The 16,407-nt window shown below is 46.0% G+C and carries 20 protein-coding genes and 1 pseudogene; 10 read left to right on the top strand and 11 right to left on the bottom strand.

Features of this window, described 5'->3' with window-relative positions:
- Nucleotides 1–204 precede the first annotated feature (204 nt).
- The 3 genes from ntrB (at nt 205) to LC653_RS24785 (ending at nt 3,472) form a co-directional block, all read left to right on the top strand.
- Nucleotides 205–1,011, top strand: coding sequence for a nitrate ABC transporter permease (gene ntrB, locus LC653_RS24795; RefSeq protein ID WP_229497373.1), 807 nt, complete (start codon nt 205–207; stop codon nt 1,009–1,011).
- A 54-nt stretch (nt 1,012–1,065) separates the two neighbouring features.
- Complete coding sequence (locus LC653_RS24790; RefSeq protein WP_229497372.1) at nt 1,066–1,893, top strand: ABC transporter ATP-binding protein; 828 nt, start codon at nt 1,066–1,068, stop codon at nt 1,891–1,893.
- A 271-nt stretch (nt 1,894–2,164) separates the two neighbouring features.
- A complete protein-coding gene (locus LC653_RS24785; protein ID WP_229497371.1) occupies nt 2,165–3,472 on the top strand; it encodes a CmpA/NrtA family ABC transporter substrate-binding protein in 1,308 nt (435 codons plus the stop codon).
- Nucleotides 3,473–3,924: 452 nt separating this feature from the next.
- On the opposite strand, the gene LC653_RS24780 is transcribed toward LC653_RS24785, so the two are convergent.
- Complete coding sequence (locus tag LC653_RS24780; protein WP_229497370.1) at nt 3,925–4,932, bottom strand: hypothetical protein; 1,008 nt, start codon at nt 4,930–4,932, stop codon at nt 3,925–3,927.
- Between the two features lie 195 nt (nt 4,933–5,127).
- Here LC653_RS24780 and LC653_RS24775 point away from each other — a divergent pair, with 195 nt between their 5' ends.
- The 4 genes from LC653_RS24775 (at nt 5,128) to LC653_RS47465 (ending at nt 6,840) form a co-directional block, all read left to right on the top strand.
- Nucleotides 5,128–5,667: a TetR/AcrR family transcriptional regulator gene (locus LC653_RS24775; protein WP_229497369.1), complete on the top strand. Its 540-nt coding sequence runs from the start codon at nt 5,128–5,130 to the stop codon at nt 5,665–5,667.
- 154 nt (nt 5,668–5,821) lie between these two features.
- Nucleotides 5,822–6,034: a hypothetical protein gene (locus LC653_RS24770; protein ID WP_229497368.1), complete on the top strand. Its 213-nt coding sequence runs from the start codon at nt 5,822–5,824 to the stop codon at nt 6,032–6,034.
- A 365-nt stretch (nt 6,035–6,399) separates the two neighbouring features.
- Nucleotides 6,400–6,600 carry a hypothetical protein gene (locus LC653_RS47470; protein ID WP_372478219.1) on the top strand — a complete coding sequence of 67 codons (201 nt, stop codon included), beginning with the start codon at nt 6,400–6,402 and terminating at the stop codon, nt 6,598–6,600.
- 51 nt (nt 6,601–6,651) lie between these two features.
- Nucleotides 6,652–6,840: a hypothetical protein gene (locus tag LC653_RS47465; RefSeq protein ID WP_372478218.1), complete on the top strand. Its 189-nt coding sequence runs from the start codon at nt 6,652–6,654 to the stop codon at nt 6,838–6,840.
- A gap of 66 nt (nt 6,841–6,906) precedes the next feature.
- On the opposite strand, the gene LC653_RS24760 is transcribed toward LC653_RS47465, so the two are convergent.
- From LC653_RS24760 to LC653_RS24740, 5 genes are all read right to left on the bottom strand, one after another.
- Nucleotides 6,907–7,521 carry a HEAT repeat domain-containing protein gene (locus LC653_RS24760; RefSeq protein ID WP_229497367.1) on the bottom strand — a complete coding sequence of 205 codons (615 nt, stop codon included), beginning with the start codon at nt 7,519–7,521 and terminating at the stop codon, nt 6,907–6,909.
- 136 nt (nt 7,522–7,657) lie between these two features.
- Nucleotides 7,658–8,983, bottom strand: a complete 1,326-nt coding sequence (cpeY, locus tag LC653_RS24755) for a C-phycoerythrin alpha-cysteine-82 phycoerythrobilin lyase CpeY (RefSeq protein WP_229497366.1) — start codon at nt 8,981–8,983, stop codon at nt 7,658–7,660.
- A 166-nt stretch (nt 8,984–9,149) separates the two neighbouring features.
- The gene (gene cpeA, locus LC653_RS24750; protein WP_229497365.1) at nt 9,150–9,644 is read right to left on the bottom strand and encodes a C-phycoerythrin subunit alpha; all 495 of its coding nucleotides are present in this window, start codon (nt 9,642–9,644) and stop codon (nt 9,150–9,152) included.
- A gap of 80 nt (nt 9,645–9,724) precedes the next feature.
- Nucleotides 9,725–10,279, bottom strand: a complete 555-nt coding sequence (gene cpeB, locus LC653_RS24745) for a phycoerythrin subunit beta (protein WP_152591425.1) — start codon at nt 10,277–10,279, stop codon at nt 9,725–9,727.
- 736 nt (nt 10,280–11,015) lie between these two features.
- Nucleotides 11,016–11,183 carry an NblA/ycf18 family protein gene (locus LC653_RS24740; protein WP_229488577.1) on the bottom strand — a complete coding sequence of 56 codons (168 nt, stop codon included), beginning with the start codon at nt 11,181–11,183 and terminating at the stop codon, nt 11,016–11,018.
- A gap of 169 nt (nt 11,184–11,352) precedes the next feature.
- Here LC653_RS24740 and LC653_RS24735 point away from each other — a divergent pair, with 169 nt between their 5' ends.
- The 3 genes and pseudogenes from LC653_RS24735 to LC653_RS24725 all read left to right on the top strand — a co-directional run.
- Nucleotides 11,353–11,511, top strand: a complete 159-nt coding sequence (locus LC653_RS24735; protein ID WP_229497364.1) for a hypothetical protein — start codon at nt 11,353–11,355, stop codon at nt 11,509–11,511.
- A 56-nt stretch (nt 11,512–11,567) separates the two neighbouring features.
- Nucleotides 11,568–11,921, top strand: coding sequence for a hypothetical protein (locus LC653_RS24730; protein WP_229497363.1), 354 nt, complete (start codon nt 11,568–11,570; stop codon nt 11,919–11,921).
- Nucleotides 11,875–12,180 (top strand): annotated as a pseudogene (locus tag LC653_RS24725) (ABC transporter); the annotation flags it as partial. The gene LC653_RS24730 and the pseudogene LC653_RS24725, both read left to right, overlap by 47 nt.
- Nucleotides 12,181–12,358: 178 nt before the next feature.
- On the opposite strand, the gene LC653_RS24720 reads toward LC653_RS24725, so the two are convergent.
- The 5 genes from LC653_RS24720 to LC653_RS24700 all read right to left on the bottom strand — a co-directional run bounded on the left by LC653_RS24720 (nt 12,359) and on the right by LC653_RS24700 (nt 16,399).
- The gene (locus LC653_RS24720) at nt 12,359–12,721 is read right to left on the bottom strand and encodes a CpeR family transcriptional regulator (RefSeq protein WP_229497362.1); all 363 of its coding nucleotides are present in this window, start codon (nt 12,719–12,721) and stop codon (nt 12,359–12,361) included.
- A complete protein-coding gene (locus tag LC653_RS24715; protein ID WP_229497393.1) occupies nt 12,699–13,322 on the bottom strand; it encodes a chromophore lyase CpcT/CpeT in 624 nt (207 codons plus the stop codon). Before LC653_RS24715 ends, LC653_RS24720 begins: the two co-directional genes overlap by 23 nt.
- Nucleotides 13,323–13,667: 345 nt before the next feature.
- Nucleotides 13,668–14,198, bottom strand: coding sequence for a phycobiliprotein lyase (locus LC653_RS24710; protein ID WP_229497361.1), 531 nt, complete (start codon nt 14,196–14,198; stop codon nt 13,668–13,670).
- 406 nt (nt 14,199–14,604) lie between these two features.
- Nucleotides 14,605–15,363 carry a phycobilisome rod-core linker polypeptide gene (locus LC653_RS24705; protein WP_229497360.1) on the bottom strand — a complete coding sequence of 253 codons (759 nt, stop codon included), beginning with the start codon at nt 15,361–15,363 and terminating at the stop codon, nt 14,605–14,607.
- Between the two features lie 286 nt (nt 15,364–15,649).
- A complete protein-coding gene (locus LC653_RS24700; protein WP_229497359.1) occupies nt 15,650–16,399 on the bottom strand; it encodes a phycobilisome rod-core linker polypeptide in 750 nt (249 codons plus the stop codon).
- Between the last annotated feature and the right edge of the window lie 8 nt (nt 16,400–16,407).

Raw genomic sequence — 16,407 nt, 5'->3', positions numbered from 1 at the left:
GCGATCGCTCTCCCAAAAAGATTTGCATCATCAAACTGTAAAAAATAGGATAAGTCGAAAGTAAAACAGATTCTATAGCTAAATTTGAGAGTTAAATTGTATACTTTATCAAATTTTAATTGGCTATATTTATTCTTTTATTTTTTATCCAAATAGGTACGATCTTAATGCAACTAGTATTGTTATACCTGAGGATTTGACTCAATGTTGATAAACAGTAAAAATGATATATACCATAGTTTATACAAGCAATATAAGAAAATTATTCCCTCTGTTTTTGGCATCATAATTCTGTTAATTGTATGGTATTTAATCAGCTTAAATCCTGAAACATCACTGCCTTCTCCTTTTAAGGTTATAACTGATACCTGGGACTTAATTATCGATCCCTTTTTTAACAAGGGAGGTAATAACAAAGGATTGTTTTGGTTGGTTATTGACAGCCTTGGACGAGTGGTTTTTGGCTACTCCCTAGCTGCAATAGTAGGTATTTTTGTTGGTTTTATTATTAGCTTGAACAAATTTACTAGACTCGCATTCGACCCAATTATCCAACTGTTGCGTCCGGTTGCGCCTCTGGCTTGGCTACCTCTTGCTCAGGCTATTTTCCTCAAACCCGATCCCTCAGCCATCTTTGTAATCTTTATCACGGCAATTTGGCCAATCATCCTTAATACTGCTTTGGGTGTGCAATTGATTCCTAGAGATTACACCAACGTTTCCAAGATTTTAGGACTCACAATTTTTGAGAACTTTTTTAAAATATTACTGCCTGCTACACTTCCCTACATTTTCACAGGCTTAAGGATTGCACTCGGTCTATCTTGGTTAGCTGTTGTTGCAGCTGAGATGTTGCTTTCTTACGACGGAATTGGCTTTTTTATCGTCAATGCATACAACAACTCAGATATTAGTGAAATCATCTTGGCAATTATTTACTTGGGTGGAGTTGGTTTAATTCTAGACAAAATGATGGCTTATCTATCCTTCAAATTAACTCCACAAGAATAGCCTGCTTGCAGAAAAAACTTCTAAGCTATAAGACATAAAAGGAACATAATAAATATGTCTAGTTTTGTTGAAATTAAAGGGATAGAAAAGGAATTTAAACTATCGGATGGTAGTAAAAATCTTGTCCTCCAAGATATTAACCTGAAAATCATGCCGGGAGATTTTGTTTCCCTCATCGGTCATTCCGGTTGTGGTAAGTCTACTTTACTTAATATTGTGGCTGGCTTGGAGAAACCAACACAAGGCTATGTGCAAGTTGACGGTCAATTAGTACGCAGACCCGGTTCCGATCGGATGATGGTGTTTCAGAACTATTCCCTCTTACCTTGGTTAACTGCTTGGGACAATGTTGCCTTAGCTGTTAATAAGGTAATGCGTCATAAATCCAAGAAAGAACGCTATCAGCTAATTGCTGATTCCCTGGAAATGGTGGGGCTGAAAGATGCCATTCGCAAAAAACCAACACAACTTTCTGGCGGAATGAAGCAACGAGTGGCGTTAGCACGAGCCTTAGCGATTAAGCCCAAGCTGCTACTTTTGGATGAACCGTTTGGAGCTTTGGATGCTCTGACTCGTAGTTCTCTGCAAACTGAGTTGATGCATATTTGTAATACAAACGATATCACTGCCATGATGGTTACTCATGATGTGGATGAGGCACTATTGCTCTCCAATCGCGTGGTAATGTTGAAAAATGGCCCTGGTGCAACTATCGATCAAGTTTTGGAAGTGCCTTTTGTATATCCTCGGTTCCCGACGGAGATTATGGATAGTACTAAATATCATGCACTCCGGCATGAGATGATGCAATTTCTGCACAGACAGCAGCAGGTTAAATATATAGAAAGCCAAGTTTTAAGCGTTTTGCCTAAATCAGTTTAGACTCTATCACACAAACTTGGCTAGTACAATATCTAAGCTAGTAATGAAAAGTTTGTAGTAAGCACTTTAGTGCTTAGAAAATTAAGGACTTTAGTCCTTAATTTTCTATTAGTGGAATTCGTAATTACCACCATAACGGCATTTTAAATTGCATAGTTAAATTTGCTAGAAAAACATGGGGATACTGTTATACAGAGATGCAATTTAAATAACGATTAGCTTATTACTATCAAAGTATATATATTTGTTTACTTGCAAGAGATGAATCGATATGGCAAAGCTTTCCAGACGCAAATTTTTAGCAACCACAGGTGCAGCAGCACTACTGACTCAAACCATAACCCATCGTGGCACTTCTGGCTCCCCTCTTACCCAGTTGAGTTCAGGTGTATATGCTGGTTATAGCGATACTCCTGAGGTGACAACCGCTAAACTGGGCTTCGTCGCCGTTACCAGCTGCTCTCCTTTAATCATTGCCAAAGCTAAAGGCTTTTTTGCTAAGTATGGTATGCCTGATGTCCAGGTAAATAAGCAAGCTTCTTGGGCTGTTACGCGTGACAAACTGATGTTAAGTTCAGCCGATGGTGGCTTGGATGGTGCCCATTTACTCTTTCCCATGACATACCTGATCGCTACAGGAGAGATTACATACGGTCGTAAAATACCTATATATATCCTGGCTCGTTTGAATTTGAATGGACAAGGAATTTCACTTGCCAATGCCCATAAAAATTTAAATCTTGGTTTGGACAGTTTTGCCCTCAAATCAGCTTTGGCTCAGAAGGCGTTGACTGGAGAAATCTCCCGCTTTGCTATTCCCTATCGACGGGTAACAGGAGATTTTTTCATGCGCTGGTGGCTTGCTTACGGCGGTATTGATCCGGAACGAGATGCATCCCTGATGGTGGTACCACCGCCTCAAATGGTAGCTAACATGCGCGGTGGGACGATGGATGGTTTTTGTGTGGTCGATCCTTGGCATCATCGTTTGATTAAACAGAAGCTTGGATACTCAGCTGTAACTAGTGGAGAGTTGTGGAACAATCACCCTGAAAAAGCACTCGCCATGCGTGGTAACTGGGTAGATAAGCATCCTAAAGCAGCTAAAGCCCTGCTAGCTGCTGTTTTGGAAGCTCAGATGTGGTGCGATCGCCCTGAAAATAAGGAGGAAATGGTAAGCATTCTCTCACAACGCCAATGGATAGGAGTCAAAAGTGATTTACTTCGCGATCGCTTACTGGGTAAGTTTGATTATGGAAACGGTCGCGTCGTAGAAAATAGTCCTCATGCGATTAAGTTTTGGCGCGATAATGCTTCCTACCCTTACAAAAGCCATGATTTGTGGTTTTTAATTGAAGATATGCGATGGGGGCATCGTTCCCCAGAATTTCAGACTAAACCTTTAATTGAGGCTGTAAATCGCGAAGATTTGTGGCGAGAAGCAGCTAAACTGATTGGTCAAGAAAAAGCGATTCCGCCAAATACATCACGGGGCGTAGAGAAATTTTTTAATGGTCTGGAGTTTGACCCGGAGAATCCTCAGGCTTATTTAAATGCTCCTACGATTAGAAAAGTTTAATGAGTTAAACCTGGGGTCATGACGAAATACGTGTAAAATGGGACACGCTGTAAAGAAATGTTAAGGATTCTCCTGACAACAGGCAGGGGTCAGCACATAGAACGGGCACAGATATACGGTAAGGAATGGCTTGGCTGGGCGGTATTCAGACCGTCTGGAAACAGCGAGGTAGGGTGGAAAGCGGACCGTCCGCTTCTCGCGCGAACCGGTGGAGAAGCGGACGGTTTTAGCTACGTGAATCAGCGCCGCCGTTCACAAGGCCGAAAATGGACTGAGTCAGACCAATCGCATGGGGTCGGTGTGTCCCAACTTGTCGGCCGGCCCCAAAGGGCTTTCCTATCGTATGTCGCAATAGGGAGCGGCATATCCGAACCGCGAGCGCGCGGCCAAGGCGGCGATCTTGCAGAGCTGTCCGCCGCTGCCATCGGGAAGCAGGACGGAATCGTTACTCGTCAGAGCACATCCAGTGTCATGACCGTTCCGCCGATCTTTTCGAGACGGGCAAAATAGGCCGCAGGCTCAAGAAGCTGATAGGGAAAGTAGAGGCCAGGGAGGGTTGCCGGTTTGTTGTCAAGCCCGACGAGCCTTTCGAGAACCATTGCAACGCCGAGAGCGGTCAGCGGCATCGCTCCTTTCGGATGGAGAACGGCGTGGCGGGTGCGAAGAGGCTGGCCCGCATGATCCTCTCCGGCGAGTTCGATGACGATCTCGGTCGACATCGGCTCCCCGCGGCGTCGCGTCGAGCTCACCCCAATCGCGAGATTGAATTGAACGTTCGGCGCGCCGGTCGCGGTCGCTAGGCCGACAACGTCATAGGGGGTGAAGGCAGAGGCCTCCATCTCGGTGCCGTCGGCGGCGCGGAACTGGGCCTTGGCATCGTCGCCGACGCGCCAGAAGTAGGCGCCGTCGCGACGAGTAAGCGCCGCGGGCATGGTCTTCGTCAGGCGCTCTAGGTCGACGGCTGTCGCCGGACCGCCGGTATCCTGCTCGTCGAGCAGCGCGCCGATGGCGATGTCGTGGACCCGGCCGAACTCCTTGGCGAACTCGAGCGTAGAGACCGTCGTGGCGCCCACGAACCATTCGGCGCCGAGGACGACCGGCGCGGCATCCGGCTTGTGTATGTAGGCCGCTACTTCGGGGCCGATCTCGGTGATGCCTCCAGAGATGCTGATGTGCGGCACGCCGCGTGCCTGCGCGAAACGGAGCCCGGCGATCCTGTCGTCCTTCGGAAAGACGGCGACGGCACTGACTGGGCGCTCGCCGAGGCCAAGATCATCGGCTGCGAGATCGAGCGCTACGCCTTCGGCGTTTTCAATCTCGGCTGCGACCTCTTTTGCCTTAGCAAGATTGCGACCGCCAATCAGCAGAGGAACGTCGGGACTGGCAGCACGAAGATACTGGGCTGTGCAGCAGCCAGCAATCCCGGAACCGCCGACCAAGAGAATGGGAGCTAGTGACATTGTGATACCTTTCAATCTTTGGTAACATAACCTACTATCCGTAGGATACCATTAGTAACCTACTAACAGTAACCTACTAATGGTAGGTATTGCAAGGGGGAAATCTGGATCGTGAAACACTCTTCCGGACCGGAAGCGCATAAGACGGTTCCTGGCCGGCTCTCGAAAGCGGATCGACGGCGCCAGTTGCTTGATATGGCACTCGTCATTGTCCGCGAGGAAGGGGCCGATCGACTGACACTGGGACACCTGGCCGCTCGTGCCGGAGTCTCCAAGCCAATCCCGTACGAACACTTCGGCACACGGTCGGGGCTGTTGACCGAACTCTACAAGTCGCTCGACAAGGAACAGGCGAATGCTCTGCGTGAAGCCTTGAGGAGCGTCCAACGGAACTTGGAGGACACTGCCGATGTCCTCGCGACCGCCTATATCCACTGTTCCGTGGATACGAGTGGCGAATGGCACGCGGTGGGCGCGGCGCTGTCGGGCAGCGAGGCAATGGGCGCGGTGCACCAAGAGCTGATAGATGGGTATGTCCAGTTGTTCGTATCGGCGCTTGAGCCGCACAGCACGCTGCCGCCCGATGAACTACAACGGCGCTGTGTCGGTCTTATCGGGGCGGGCGAAGCGCTCTCGGTCATGATGATCGGTGGTCATTGCAGCGAGAAGGAAGCTGCTGAAGCATTTTCCTCGCTGATCCGAGGCGGACTTTGCGCGCCTTCGCCACAACCGTAACGCGATCGGGTTGAAGCTTTCTCGACACGTCGCGGCTGGACGAACGACCGATTTTGGGCAACGCGGATATCAACGCAAACGTCTTGGTTGGATCGACACCTGCCTGTCGGCAAACTAATGTTTGCCGACAGGCAGGCGACGCGTTGGGACGATCATGGATTGTCTGGCGGATTTTACGCGACAAACCCTGTCGGATTGGATAGCTGTAGGGGAAGGCTCAATCGAGGGTTTTCCGCACATGCTGGTCGGCTACATGCGCGTCTCCTCCAGCGTCGAACGAACGCTGTTCACGCTCGACTGGATCGAAATCCATTTTGAAAACTGGAGTTTTTCTAGAAAACATATTACTGTGAATAAGTGGGTGTAGAGAATGAAACAGGGATGCTCAAAGTAGAATGCGATCGCTGGAATGAAAGTGCCTCTGTCTTGAGAGTGTTGCATTGAAAGCAGATCATGCTCGGACTCGCGAACGCTTAATGGCACTGTACGAGATATGTAACGGAAAAAGTGCTACTAATTGCGCTCTTTTGCGATCGCTTGCGTTCTTCCTCTGTTTGGGTATTTGCGATGCCTTCGGCGAGCAACGCTTACACCTGTTCGATTATCTTTGCTGGAATCGCCGTCTCGATTGCTTTAAGCAGGTCACCACTTTGTATATCAGGAGACACTAACGACAAATCCTTGAGATGCACCACACTCAACTTCCATTCTTAGGAACAATGTCTAATTTACATGACTTTCAGCCTTAACCCAAGCGTATTGTGCTATAACCAGTTTGACACGAGCGCTCTAGCAGACCAACGGTATCATAACCCAGGTAAAGAACCAAACTTAACAGATGTAGAACAAGCGCAACTGTGGCAAGTACTGGAAGACAAAGCACCAGATGGAGGGTTGTGGAATGGTCGAAAAGTGGCAGATTGGTTAAGTTAACTGACAGGGAAACGTATAACTCGGCACAGAGCATGGGAGTATCTACAACAAATGACATATAGGCTGCGTGTTCCTCGACCAGAACATGGGATGAGCGATCGCGTAGAGCAAGAAAATTGGAATTCTTTAGATGAACTAGAAGCTCTATTAGTGCTTCGTTGCCACAAATTGATGACACAGCATGATTTAATCTCTGGTTTAACTTGCTACCACTGGTGGCCAAAAACAAGGGTGTCTTAATTATAAGTGATTATCCGAACTTGATATAACATCAAAACAAAAAAGCTGTTTTTCGTCCTGTGGGTATTATTTTTCTGCCTGCTGAAACTTCATTGTCATTTCTAGGCGAGATAATGCACTAGTGGCAGACTCGCGTACATAGGAGTCAGTGGATTCATCCTGAATGAGGGATTGTAATACTTCCACACCTCGGCGATCGCCAATTGAGCCAAGGGTATTCACGATAGAGATTGCCAGCGCTGGGTTGTCTGTGGTTTGCAATGCTTCAATCAAAACATCCACCACGGGAGAACCAATTTCACCTAGAGCCATGACAGCAGCAATATGCACTACAGGATTGGGGTCATTGAGAGCAGTCGTTAAACCCTGCACACCTTCAGCTGCAAAGGGAACATCTGGATGATTAATGGCGACTTGTGCCAGTGCTTTGGCGGCACTTCCCCGGACGGTGACATTATCACTATTGAGCAAGGCTTCAACTAGAGGAGTCACTGCATCATGGCCGATCGCTCCTAGAGCTTTGACGGCAGCTCGTCGATAGGTGGTATCCTCTTCATCGAGAATACTCATCAACCGGGGAATAGTTGTCTCATCGGGATTCTCAGCCAATGCCCACATTGCTTGCTCGCGTAGGTGGGGGTTGGGGTGTTTCAGTTGTTGGAATAGTTCTTCTGTGGACATAACAAGGTTTTAATAAATTATCAAAAATGTGCAATTAATCTCTCAACTCAGCACTCGGTACTTTTTCTGTGAACTAAAAAAATCAGGATACTAGCACCATTCTTAATTTATGGAGAACAGAAAAAGTCAAACAACATTAATAATTCAAGCCTCTGGATTTATCATTGGTGTGATTAATTTTGACTTTTGAATTCCCCGTAGGGGTTGACTTGGCTTTCTCGCGAATTAGCCAATCATCATCATTGGTGACTTGTTCATAACCACTGGTATCACCAAGTTTTTCCAGCGCCATCAACGCCGCATACTTCAGATCCCAAATTTTGGTTTCTAGACAGGCTTTCAGTTCGGGAATTGCCCGTGGAGCGCCGAGTTCACCAAGAGCGATGGCTGCTGCTGCCCGTGATTTTTGAAATTGTGGTTGTTTGTTATGCAAGCCTTCAACTAGTAAATCGTAAGCTGGGGAATGTTTCAACCAACCGAACAGCTTTATCACATGGAAGTGGGCACCATAATCATTATTTGCTTCTTCGGCGTAGGTAGCAAACAAAGCCTCAGGAGCAGCATCGGCGTGATGGTCAAGTATGGTTTTAGCTGCCAAATAACAGCGCCCAAAGTCTGTTTCATACAACCCCCGAATCAGAACTGGTAAAGTAGGGGGGCTTGGGTAACTATGCACCAAACTCAGATCATTTGGGTGGTCGTATAACGTCTGCTCTAAATGAGGTTGAATCGTGGCAAAAGTTGCTCCCGCAGCGATTCCGGCTTCTGCCAAAGTCCGAATTCCTCGTAGCCGAAACACCAAAGATACTGGACATCGGGCAATATAGGGAATTGCATCATAGTAACGGGCATCCATTAAATCTTGGATAGACAACCGCCGTCCTAACACATTTGGGTGTTGTAACATTGCCACTACCTTCCCCATCTGGGAATAGTCGCCAGTTAAACGGCAAACTGCGGCCATTGCCGCACTGGCTGTCGGTGGATCGCCATCATCTACAAATTTGCGAATTCGTTCTAGGGCAAGTTGATAATTAAACTTTGTGAGTGTGTGGATGATTACACGGTAGGTTTGCCCTGGTTTATCCAGCAATTGAGCCACATCTTCTAAAATATCAGGGTCTTGAGTCCCAATTTCACCGATCGCCCAAACGGCATTTTCCACAGTGTAGCAGTCTTCATCAAAAAGACAGGTGCGGATCACTGGCAGGGCTGACTCAGCTTGCAGTCGCCCCAAAGTCTCTACCGACTTGCGGCGGACGATGCGGTTATCCAACGAGGGATCAGTTTGCTGCACTGCCCGCATCAGCGCCTTAATTGATCGCTCTGTGGGAAAATTGATTAAATGAGAAGCGGCAATATAACGTGAATCATCCTCACTCAATTGGTCTTGAGGCGTATTCAAAAGAGCGATCGCCTGGTCTTCTGTGAGATTAAAAAAATTAAAAAAGCGTTTATCCATATATAGATATATCATCTGTCAGCTTGCCGAATCTTATTAAGACAAAACAAACCCGGAGATTCTTTGCCATTACTCAACCTTAACAGGCAAAGCAAAGAGCCAAGAACCTCCAGGTTTGTAGGGTCACAATGTAACCTCGCCACCAAATGACAAGTTTGGCAACTAACTAGGAGAGAGAGTTAATAGCGTAGTCTAGTAAAGCATTGTACTCAGTCAATGCTTGAGCAGACATATCACGAGGCGCACAACCACGGTTACGAGCAAAGCTTAAAGCTTCAACGTAAGGAGCGGTGGGCAAGCCTAAAGCGCGATAAACTTCACGTTGTCCAGCAATACCCCACTCATCCAATGGGCCAGTACCACCAACTACCAAGCTGTACTGAATGAGCCGCAGATAGTGTTTAATGTCACGAGCACACTTGGACTTGAAGGTATCGGTGGAATTAGCTTCACCAGCGTTGTTCAAGTAAGGATATTTCTTGATAGAAGCGTTGTAAGCTTCGGTTGCAACTGCATCGATGTTGTTAGCTAGCTTTTCAGCAGCTTCCAAACGAGCAGCTGCACGTTGGATAGAACCTTGTACTGATTCTAAATCAGAGGTGCTGGGGAAACGACCTGCGGCATCAGCAGATGCAATAACAGTGGTAACAACTGATTTCATTTCTTAAATCTCCCAAAAGGCTTTTAATTTAAACTGTGTTGGATGTCAATCTGTTGAGTGAATTGCAAATTGCAAGTTCCTTAGCTCAGAGCAGAAATTACGCGATCAAAGTAGCTGGAAGATTCAGCAACTAGGCTAGCGCAACGATCTTCTACGACAGGAGAACCCATCTTACGCAATTTGGCACCAGCACGAGCCTCACTGGGGTTATCTTGAATGTGAGCAGCTGCACACGCCTTCATGATTTGAACGGCACGCACGGTAGAGGTGGTGGGTACGCCAAGAGCTGCATAAGTTTCTTTCAAACCGTTCAAACAACGATCATCTAGAACTGAAGCGTCACCAGCTAATAAAGCGTAGGTTACATAGCGTAAGATGATTTCAGCATCGCGCAGACAAGCAGCCATGCGACGGTTAGGATAGCAGTTACCACCAGCTTGGATCAAACCTTGGTTTTCGCAGATCATTCCAGCAACAGAATCAGAGACGATGCAGCTAGCGTTGCTAGCGATCGCATTTACAGCATCCAAACGTCTGTTACCATTAGCAACGAAGGCTCTGAGGGCAGCAATATCAGATACGCTAGAAGTGCTGGCATCTGCTGAAACTACAGCTCTAGAAAAAGCGTCAAGCATTTCGCTCTCCTTAAAAATTGGTTTTCTCTGAAACTTGATTGCCTGTTCTCTGAACAAGACAATATAGAACATAAAAGATGACACCTATCTTAGTCTCAGTTATGAGAAACTAAGTAATAATCCTTAACAAACAATCCCCAGTCAGGATTGGTCTGACTGGGGAACTCAGGGTACGCTTTGAGGATTAGGGGGATGAAGAAGATGAAGCAGAGGGAAATAACATTGACAAATGCCAAACACCAAACACTCAATGCCTCATGCCCATTTTTATGAACCTATCCCATTATTCTAAAAATCCCTACTTCTTTTCGTAAAATTTGCTTGAAAACCTTAATTTTTCGTTTTAAACAGTTCTTACGCAAAATACCTCTCAAACTCTTATTCTTCCGTGTCGCGCCAGTTGCTACCCTGCCTTAACGCTAAGAGCGTAGCAAGATACCCGTAGGGGTACAAGTCGGGAAACCGCAAGAGCGCACTGGCTTCTTTGTGCCTCTGTGGTAGCCGGAGGGCAAGCCCTCCGGGTGACGCTCGTACCTCTCTACGAGACGCACTCGCGAACGCTTTCGCTGCGCTAACAGCAGTCGCTCATGGGGGAAATCCCCAATACCGCGCTGCTTCACCGCTTTGCGTCTACGATTTTCCGTTACCTGTGCGTAAGTCCTATTAAATTCTCAATAAGCTTAAGCTTTGTAGCACAAATATTATTAGTGGGATAGATTCAAACATCCCCAGTTAGTTAAGCCTGCTTGAGAAGATGCTTGATCATATTGTCTTTGACCATTAACTGCCGCAGCACCTCTAAAAGCAATTTGTGAGATTCTTCTTGGTTTAACCCCTTAATTTGCTCTTCGTAAAGTTTGAGGTTGAATTTCTGCTCTAAGTTAAGCTCCATCGGGATATCCATAGTTTTTACTCTCCAGTGTTTCGCAATATTAGCTTTATATATTCCCTAGATTAAGGTTAACAAAAGTTACACATACTTGACAAGTGGACAGTTTTAGATAGTGGCGAATAAATCCAGATGATGCTACTCATTGGCGTTGGTCAACAAACGCCTTTGGAGCAGGTAACCTATGGTGTACACACAAGTGCTGTCGCCCGCAGGCGATCGCACTTGTCCTGTTTCTCCCTTTTCCAGAGTTCTTGTAACAAATCTACACTTTTTCAGAGCTTTGAGTCCTCTACCAATTGGTGGTAAGTGTGGGTGGAGATGTCGAGTGCCAAATTATTGACCACATCGGGAAGTACCTGCGTTAGTTGGCAAAGTAACAACAAGAGTGCCTTTTCGATGCCTGCAACAGATCAAAAGCTGTTGCTAGTTCTACAACCTTTGATTGTGCTGACTACCAATTGTGCTGGTAATGAGCGCTTGCGTTCCTCTTCCGTTTGGGTGTTAGCGATCAATCGCCTCTTCGATAGCCACAGCTGGTATAGCCATCAAGATGGCTTTCAGCACGTCATTATTTTGTATATCAGGACACACCAACGAAAAATTTTTGAGATGCACAACACTTACAGCTATTTTCAGGTAAATAGACCACGCGGTAAGGGCACAGCAACGACAAAGAATTGCGTAGGCGTAGCCCGCCGCAGGCATCGCTCGTGCTATTCTCAAAGACCCACCAGTTCTGATTTTGGATGAGGCGACCTCTGCGGTGGATAATGAAACGGAAGCGGTTATTCAGAAATCGCTGGCTATGATTACCCAAAATCGGACTACGATCGCGTTGGCGAAGCCTCTCTGAAAGAGAATCGCTTACCGTCTTTCTACAATTCGTCAGAGTCATTGCATATATGTGATGAATGACGGTCAAATTGTTGAGCAGGGTAAGCACGAGGAGTTACTGGCGATGGATGGAATTTACGCCAGTCTGTGGCGCGTACAGTCTGGGATTCATTAACGTAAGTTCGACGGATAGGAAAGCCCAAAGTAGAACGGGCGTTTTTTGAAACGTGTAAGGCGCTGATGGAGTTACGCGATCACATTAGTAACAGTAGAAAATTCTCATAATTGAGATTAAACATAAGCCAAGTTACCTTCTCAATCGCTTTTGAGGAAAACTTTGCGATTTACTGACTTTACGCCTGCTCATCAAATCGGGTGCGAAAGCCTCCGTATTTTATCCAATATTGTTTCAAATTGTGGCAGGGTGTATGTAAACTGGCTCTTGCCTGATACAGAATCACTTGACGATGAGCGCCCATCCAAATTTTGTCAATTAGTTCAACCGAAATAATAGTGCCTCCTAACGCTTCCACACATTGGGAAAAACGCTCAATAGCACTATAATCTACGGTTTCAAAAACAAAAAAATGACCTGAACAAATTAAATGCCTGCTGCGAATCCAGCACTGCATTTTTTTCTGCGCTTCTGGGGGTAGCATATTCGCTTTAATGGCCAGATTAGGCAAGGAAAGATCATAGGATGTTTGGGACTTCATGGGCAAAACCCTCCCGCTTTTCAAACCGCAAAGGGCCAAAGGTAGATCCCCAAACCTGCTCGTGTGTATTGACATCCAGCCCTCTATCTAGACTTACCCAAGTGGTTTGTGTGATTTCAACGTAACTATCGAGATAAGTCTGGCAGCCATTTTTCTCAATTAAGCACAAGTTTCCAGGCTCAACAGCGCCTATAAATCTATCTCCCTCTTGTTTGAAAATCATCGAGCAGTGATATCTGCGTGCGATACAATCTGGGGTGATCGTTCTAAGAATGCTTAACTCACGGGCTGCACCAGCAAAGAATTGGGCATTTTTTAAACTGTAGTTTTCGATATAAATCTCATCGCCACGATCTACTAAGCGATGTACTCCCTGTCTATAAGGTCTCCACAAATCATAGTCATAAACCTGTTCTGAATAAAGCCCGATTCCTGAGAAGAATTCAAACGGTAATGGACGAAATAATACGTGAATATGGGCGTAATCTTTAGGATTTTCAAATGCCTGTTTATAATTGCTGAAATCCCCTGCCATCCAACGGGCTAGGGTGATTAAATGATTTGATGTACTGTCGCAAATATGTGGTGGTGAAGAATTCATAAGTAGATGAGGATAAATAAACAATACAGAATTTGTCTTGTAAAGTTGCTCCTCTTGGGCTTTGCCCAAGACCGCACTTTCCGCAAAATTCAAAATTATGACCAAAAAATAATTTGGATGCAGAGCAATTAAATTATTTATGGGGTTCAAAATTATTGAATGCGTGACTTTTAACTTTTAACTTTTGACTTCCCCGAATGGGCTGACCTTAACCTATGGCAAAAGTGTCTATTGACACACTAATGACATGACGAAGCTAACGTGGTCAGTTCATATTGAGACTGCACGCTTTGACGTTGTATATATATGACTAGAAATGCCTAGGGAGGCATTTTTGGATCTAGTTTATTTGTGAATATCCTGGCGGATTTCGGAAGAAAAAGAGGCAGTGACAACTCCTGTACCAGCACTGGTTTTAATTAGAGAAACCCGACAACGGACATTGGGGTTGACAAACCAGATTTTTTCTTCGGCGGCGGCGCGCTCGTAGGCGGTGACTAGCACGAATGTGCTGTCTTCTGTTAAGTAATAATCGCCAGCCGCTGCAATCGTTTCGGCATAGCCTTGATCGCGCAGGAGTTTACCACGATGGGGATGAGTTGGATCGGGGATAGGAACTAGGACGCAACTACCTTTGATTTCATTTTCATCCCAGTCTGATTGGCCTTCCCAACTCATCCGAAAGGGAGAAACAACTGTTTGAGGATCAATGTTATAGGCTTTACACAACTCAATTACTGCCGGATCGTTATCTGGGAGAGCAATGATATCTATCTCAGACTGTACGGCTTCAAAGTGACCGAATGCTAAATGATGGGCACTGCGTTGCGATCGCCAACGCCCAATAGAATTTGCAACAAACTCCGTAATATTCATCAACTCTTTGGTTTCTGTTTTTAGCTATTTGCTTTTGGATTGGAGAATGTCCCAATGGAAAATGTTGAAAAAGGCAGGAGGCAGTTTTTACTGGAGGAGCAATTCACTTATAGGATTCAACCCCTCCTGAATTGAAGCCACTGAACTTTCGTTCAGTGGGGTCTTAAACCCTTACCCTTGCTCTCTCTGGTCGCGCCAGGAAACAGATAGCGCAGCGTAAAGGTAAAGCCTTCTCTTCTCCCAAGGGGAGACGCACTCGCGTTCGAGAGGCAACGCCTTCGGCATAGCAACGCTATGGCAATAACTGCCCTCTACCTCCTGCCTTCATCGATAAATATCCCAATTTACCTCTATAGATCATCGATTGACAAAATGTTAGAGGTTGGGAAATTCTCCATTGGTAGCGTTAAGCTATTTCCGTGATACTAAGAATCTTGCCTCCTGTTTTCTGGATGCTCTGAATTTTCTGGGCTAGCTGGTTGTATCCCACGTCAAAGGTTGCCATGCTTTTAGTCATCCGAAGACCAAAATTGGCTTTGGAGACACCGATACGGAACCGCTTCCCTGTATTGCTGATAGCACCGGAACCACGAGGGGGGGAAACAATTTTGGTTGCGAGGTTAGAGCCAATGTCGCTAATCAATTTTGCTGATTTGCCCAAATCATTGGCAGCAAATCCCCGCATCAATGCAAAGGTACGGTTAAAACCGACATTCTTGACCCCAGCTTGGGTACGATTACCACGGGCAGAGGGTACAATATTTTGGCCAAAACTCCTGATATATTCATCGCTATCAATGTAGGAGTTGATTTCTGCTGCGTAGCCCTGGGTGTTGTAAATTTGCACATGTTCCGCCACTTCAGCCTGATCTTGGGGGGAGCGACCGAGCAAATGTTTGAAGTTTAATTCGATAAAACGATAGGGAGAGGAAGTTTCAAAAAACAGCGAACGGTATAGATCAGATTGAGCCACGGCTCTGACGAAGCCAGTAACAGTGATGTCACCATTTCGCAATTGAGACTCTGCACTGGTAAGTCGTTGGTTTTCAAATACATGAGCATTACCCAGAACGTGCCGATACACTGCTCGGATCACGGTTTGCAGATCATCCTCGGTGGCGTTGGGGCGTAATTCAACGGACTCAGCTTCTATCCAAAGTGCCATGTTAATGCCTCCTAAATTTAGGATTTTCGTGTGATTTTTTGAAAAATTGTAAATTAAAAAAGTTAATCATCTTGGGTAGGCATTGCCCACTCTGCTAAACGTTACTGAAGAAGAATTCAGTCCTTCTGGAGCCAGAATCCAGCTTGGGGATTTGTAGCTCCTGGACGTATAAGAAAGGTTTAGAGCAAGCGATTTTAAACGCGTGTGATATTAAATTCTTTCCGTGACTCTTCGCCCTGATTTGACAGAGTTAGGGTATTCTGAATTCTGTCTTCAGCAGGACTTCTCATACAATTTCAGTAATGCTGACGATTTTGCCAGAAGTGCGATTAATCCGCTGAATTTGCGGGGTCATTTTACTAGCTGGAACAATGTACTCAGTAGTACTCATGCGGCGGGGACTGTCGAATTTGGAACCTGTCACCACGATTTTGAACCGTTTTTCGGTGCCAGAACCAATGACGGTAGACGAAGAGGCTTTAATGACATTGGCACTGTTGGTAGCAACAGCATAGACCAATTGTGCAGACTTGACTGAGCTGTCAATTTGGGCAGGGCCTCTATCAATAGCAAACATTCGGTTGTAGCCTATTTGCTTGGAGTTAGCTTCGCTGCTTCTACCGCGATAGTAGGGTACTACGTTTTCGCCAAAGGCTGCTTGATATTCACTGCTATTGATGTAGGAATCAATTTCAGCATCGTAGCCCTCGGCGACAGTGCGAACAATATGCTCAGACACTTCTCTTTGATCCTGGGGTGCCCGACCAAGCAAGTGCAAGAAGTTAAGTTCTACAAAACGGTAGGGAGCGCAGGACTCGAAGTAGCGGGTACGATAAAAATCAGATTTGGCAACGGCGCGAACAAATTCCCGCACGGTGATGGAGCGATCGCACAATTGTGATTCTGCTGTCACCAACCGCTCGCTCTCCATGACATGAGGGTTGCCTAAAACTTGTTTGTAAACTGTACGGATGATACTTTCAACTTCCTCTAAGCCACTAGAGGGCCAAAGTTCAAGAATTGTCTGGGATGCCATTGAAATTT

Origin of the sequence: Nostoc mirabile CHAB5784 (genome assembly GCF_020829645.1) — a bacterium.
GTDB lineage: Bacteria > Cyanobacteriota > Cyanobacteriia > Cyanobacteriales > Nostocaceae > Nostoc > Nostoc mirabile.
This window is presented reverse-complemented; position numbering and strand designations above follow the sequence as displayed.

Bases quoted from the DNA above. Each gene is read 5' to 3' on its own strand.
- LC653_RS24740 (WP_229488577.1), bottom strand. From the start codon at position 11,183: ATGGATATCCCGATGGAGCTTAACTTAGAGCAGAAATTCAACCTCAAA.
- LC653_RS24790 (WP_229497372.1), top strand. From the start codon at position 1,066: ATGTCTAGTTTTGTTGAAATTAAAGGGATAGAAAAGGAATTTAAACTA.
- ntrB (WP_229497373.1), top strand. From the start codon at position 205: ATGTTGATAAACAGTAAAAATGATATATACCATAGTTTATACAAGCAA.
- LC653_RS24735 (WP_229497364.1), top strand. From the start codon at position 11,353: ATGGTGTACACACAAGTGCTGTCGCCCGCAGGCGATCGCACTTGTCCT.
- LC653_RS24780 (WP_229497370.1), bottom strand. From the start codon at position 4,932: ATGTCACTAGCTCCCATTCTCTTGGTCGGCGGTTCCGGGATTGCTGGC.
- cpeA (WP_229497365.1), bottom strand. From the start codon at position 9,644: ATGAAATCAGTTGTTACCACTGTTATTGCATCTGCTGATGCCGCAGGT.
- cpeB (WP_152591425.1), bottom strand. From the start codon at position 10,279: ATGCTTGACGCTTTTTCTAGAGCTGTAGTTTCAGCAGATGCCAGCACT.
- LC653_RS24700 (WP_229497359.1), bottom strand. From the start codon at position 16,399: ATGGCATCCCAGACAATTCTTGAACTTTGGCCCTCTAGTGGCTTAGAG.
- LC653_RS24760 (WP_229497367.1), bottom strand. From the start codon at position 7,521: ATGTCCACAGAAGAACTATTCCAACAACTGAAACACCCCAACCCCCAC.
- LC653_RS47465 (WP_372478218.1), top strand. From the start codon at position 6,652: ATGACATATAGGCTGCGTGTTCCTCGACCAGAACATGGGATGAGCGAT.
- cpeY (WP_229497366.1), bottom strand. From the start codon at position 8,983: ATGGATAAACGCTTTTTTAATTTTTTTAATCTCACAGAAGACCAGGCG.
- LC653_RS24775 (WP_229497369.1), top strand. From the start codon at position 5,128: ATGGCACTCGTCATTGTCCGCGAGGAAGGGGCCGATCGACTGACACTG.
- LC653_RS24720 (WP_229497362.1), bottom strand. From the start codon at position 12,721: ATGAAGTCCCAAACATCCTATGATCTTTCCTTGCCTAATCTGGCCATT.
- LC653_RS24730 (WP_229497363.1), top strand. From the start codon at position 11,568: ATGCCTGCAACAGATCAAAAGCTGTTGCTAGTTCTACAACCTTTGATT.
- LC653_RS24785 (WP_229497371.1), top strand. From the start codon at position 2,165: ATGGCAAAGCTTTCCAGACGCAAATTTTTAGCAACCACAGGTGCAGCA.
- LC653_RS24705 (WP_229497360.1), bottom strand. From the start codon at position 15,363: ATGGCACTTTGGATAGAAGCTGAGTCCGTTGAATTACGCCCCAACGCC.
- LC653_RS24715 (WP_229497393.1), bottom strand. From the start codon at position 13,322: ATGAATTCTTCACCACCACATATTTGCGACAGTACATCAAATCATTTA.
- LC653_RS24710 (WP_229497361.1), bottom strand. From the start codon at position 14,198: ATGAATATTACGGAGTTTGTTGCAAATTCTATTGGGCGTTGGCGATCG.
- LC653_RS24770 (WP_229497368.1), top strand. From the start codon at position 5,822: ATGGATTGTCTGGCGGATTTTACGCGACAAACCCTGTCGGATTGGATA.
- LC653_RS47470 (WP_372478219.1), top strand. From the start codon at position 6,400: ATGACTTTCAGCCTTAACCCAAGCGTATTGTGCTATAACCAGTTTGAC.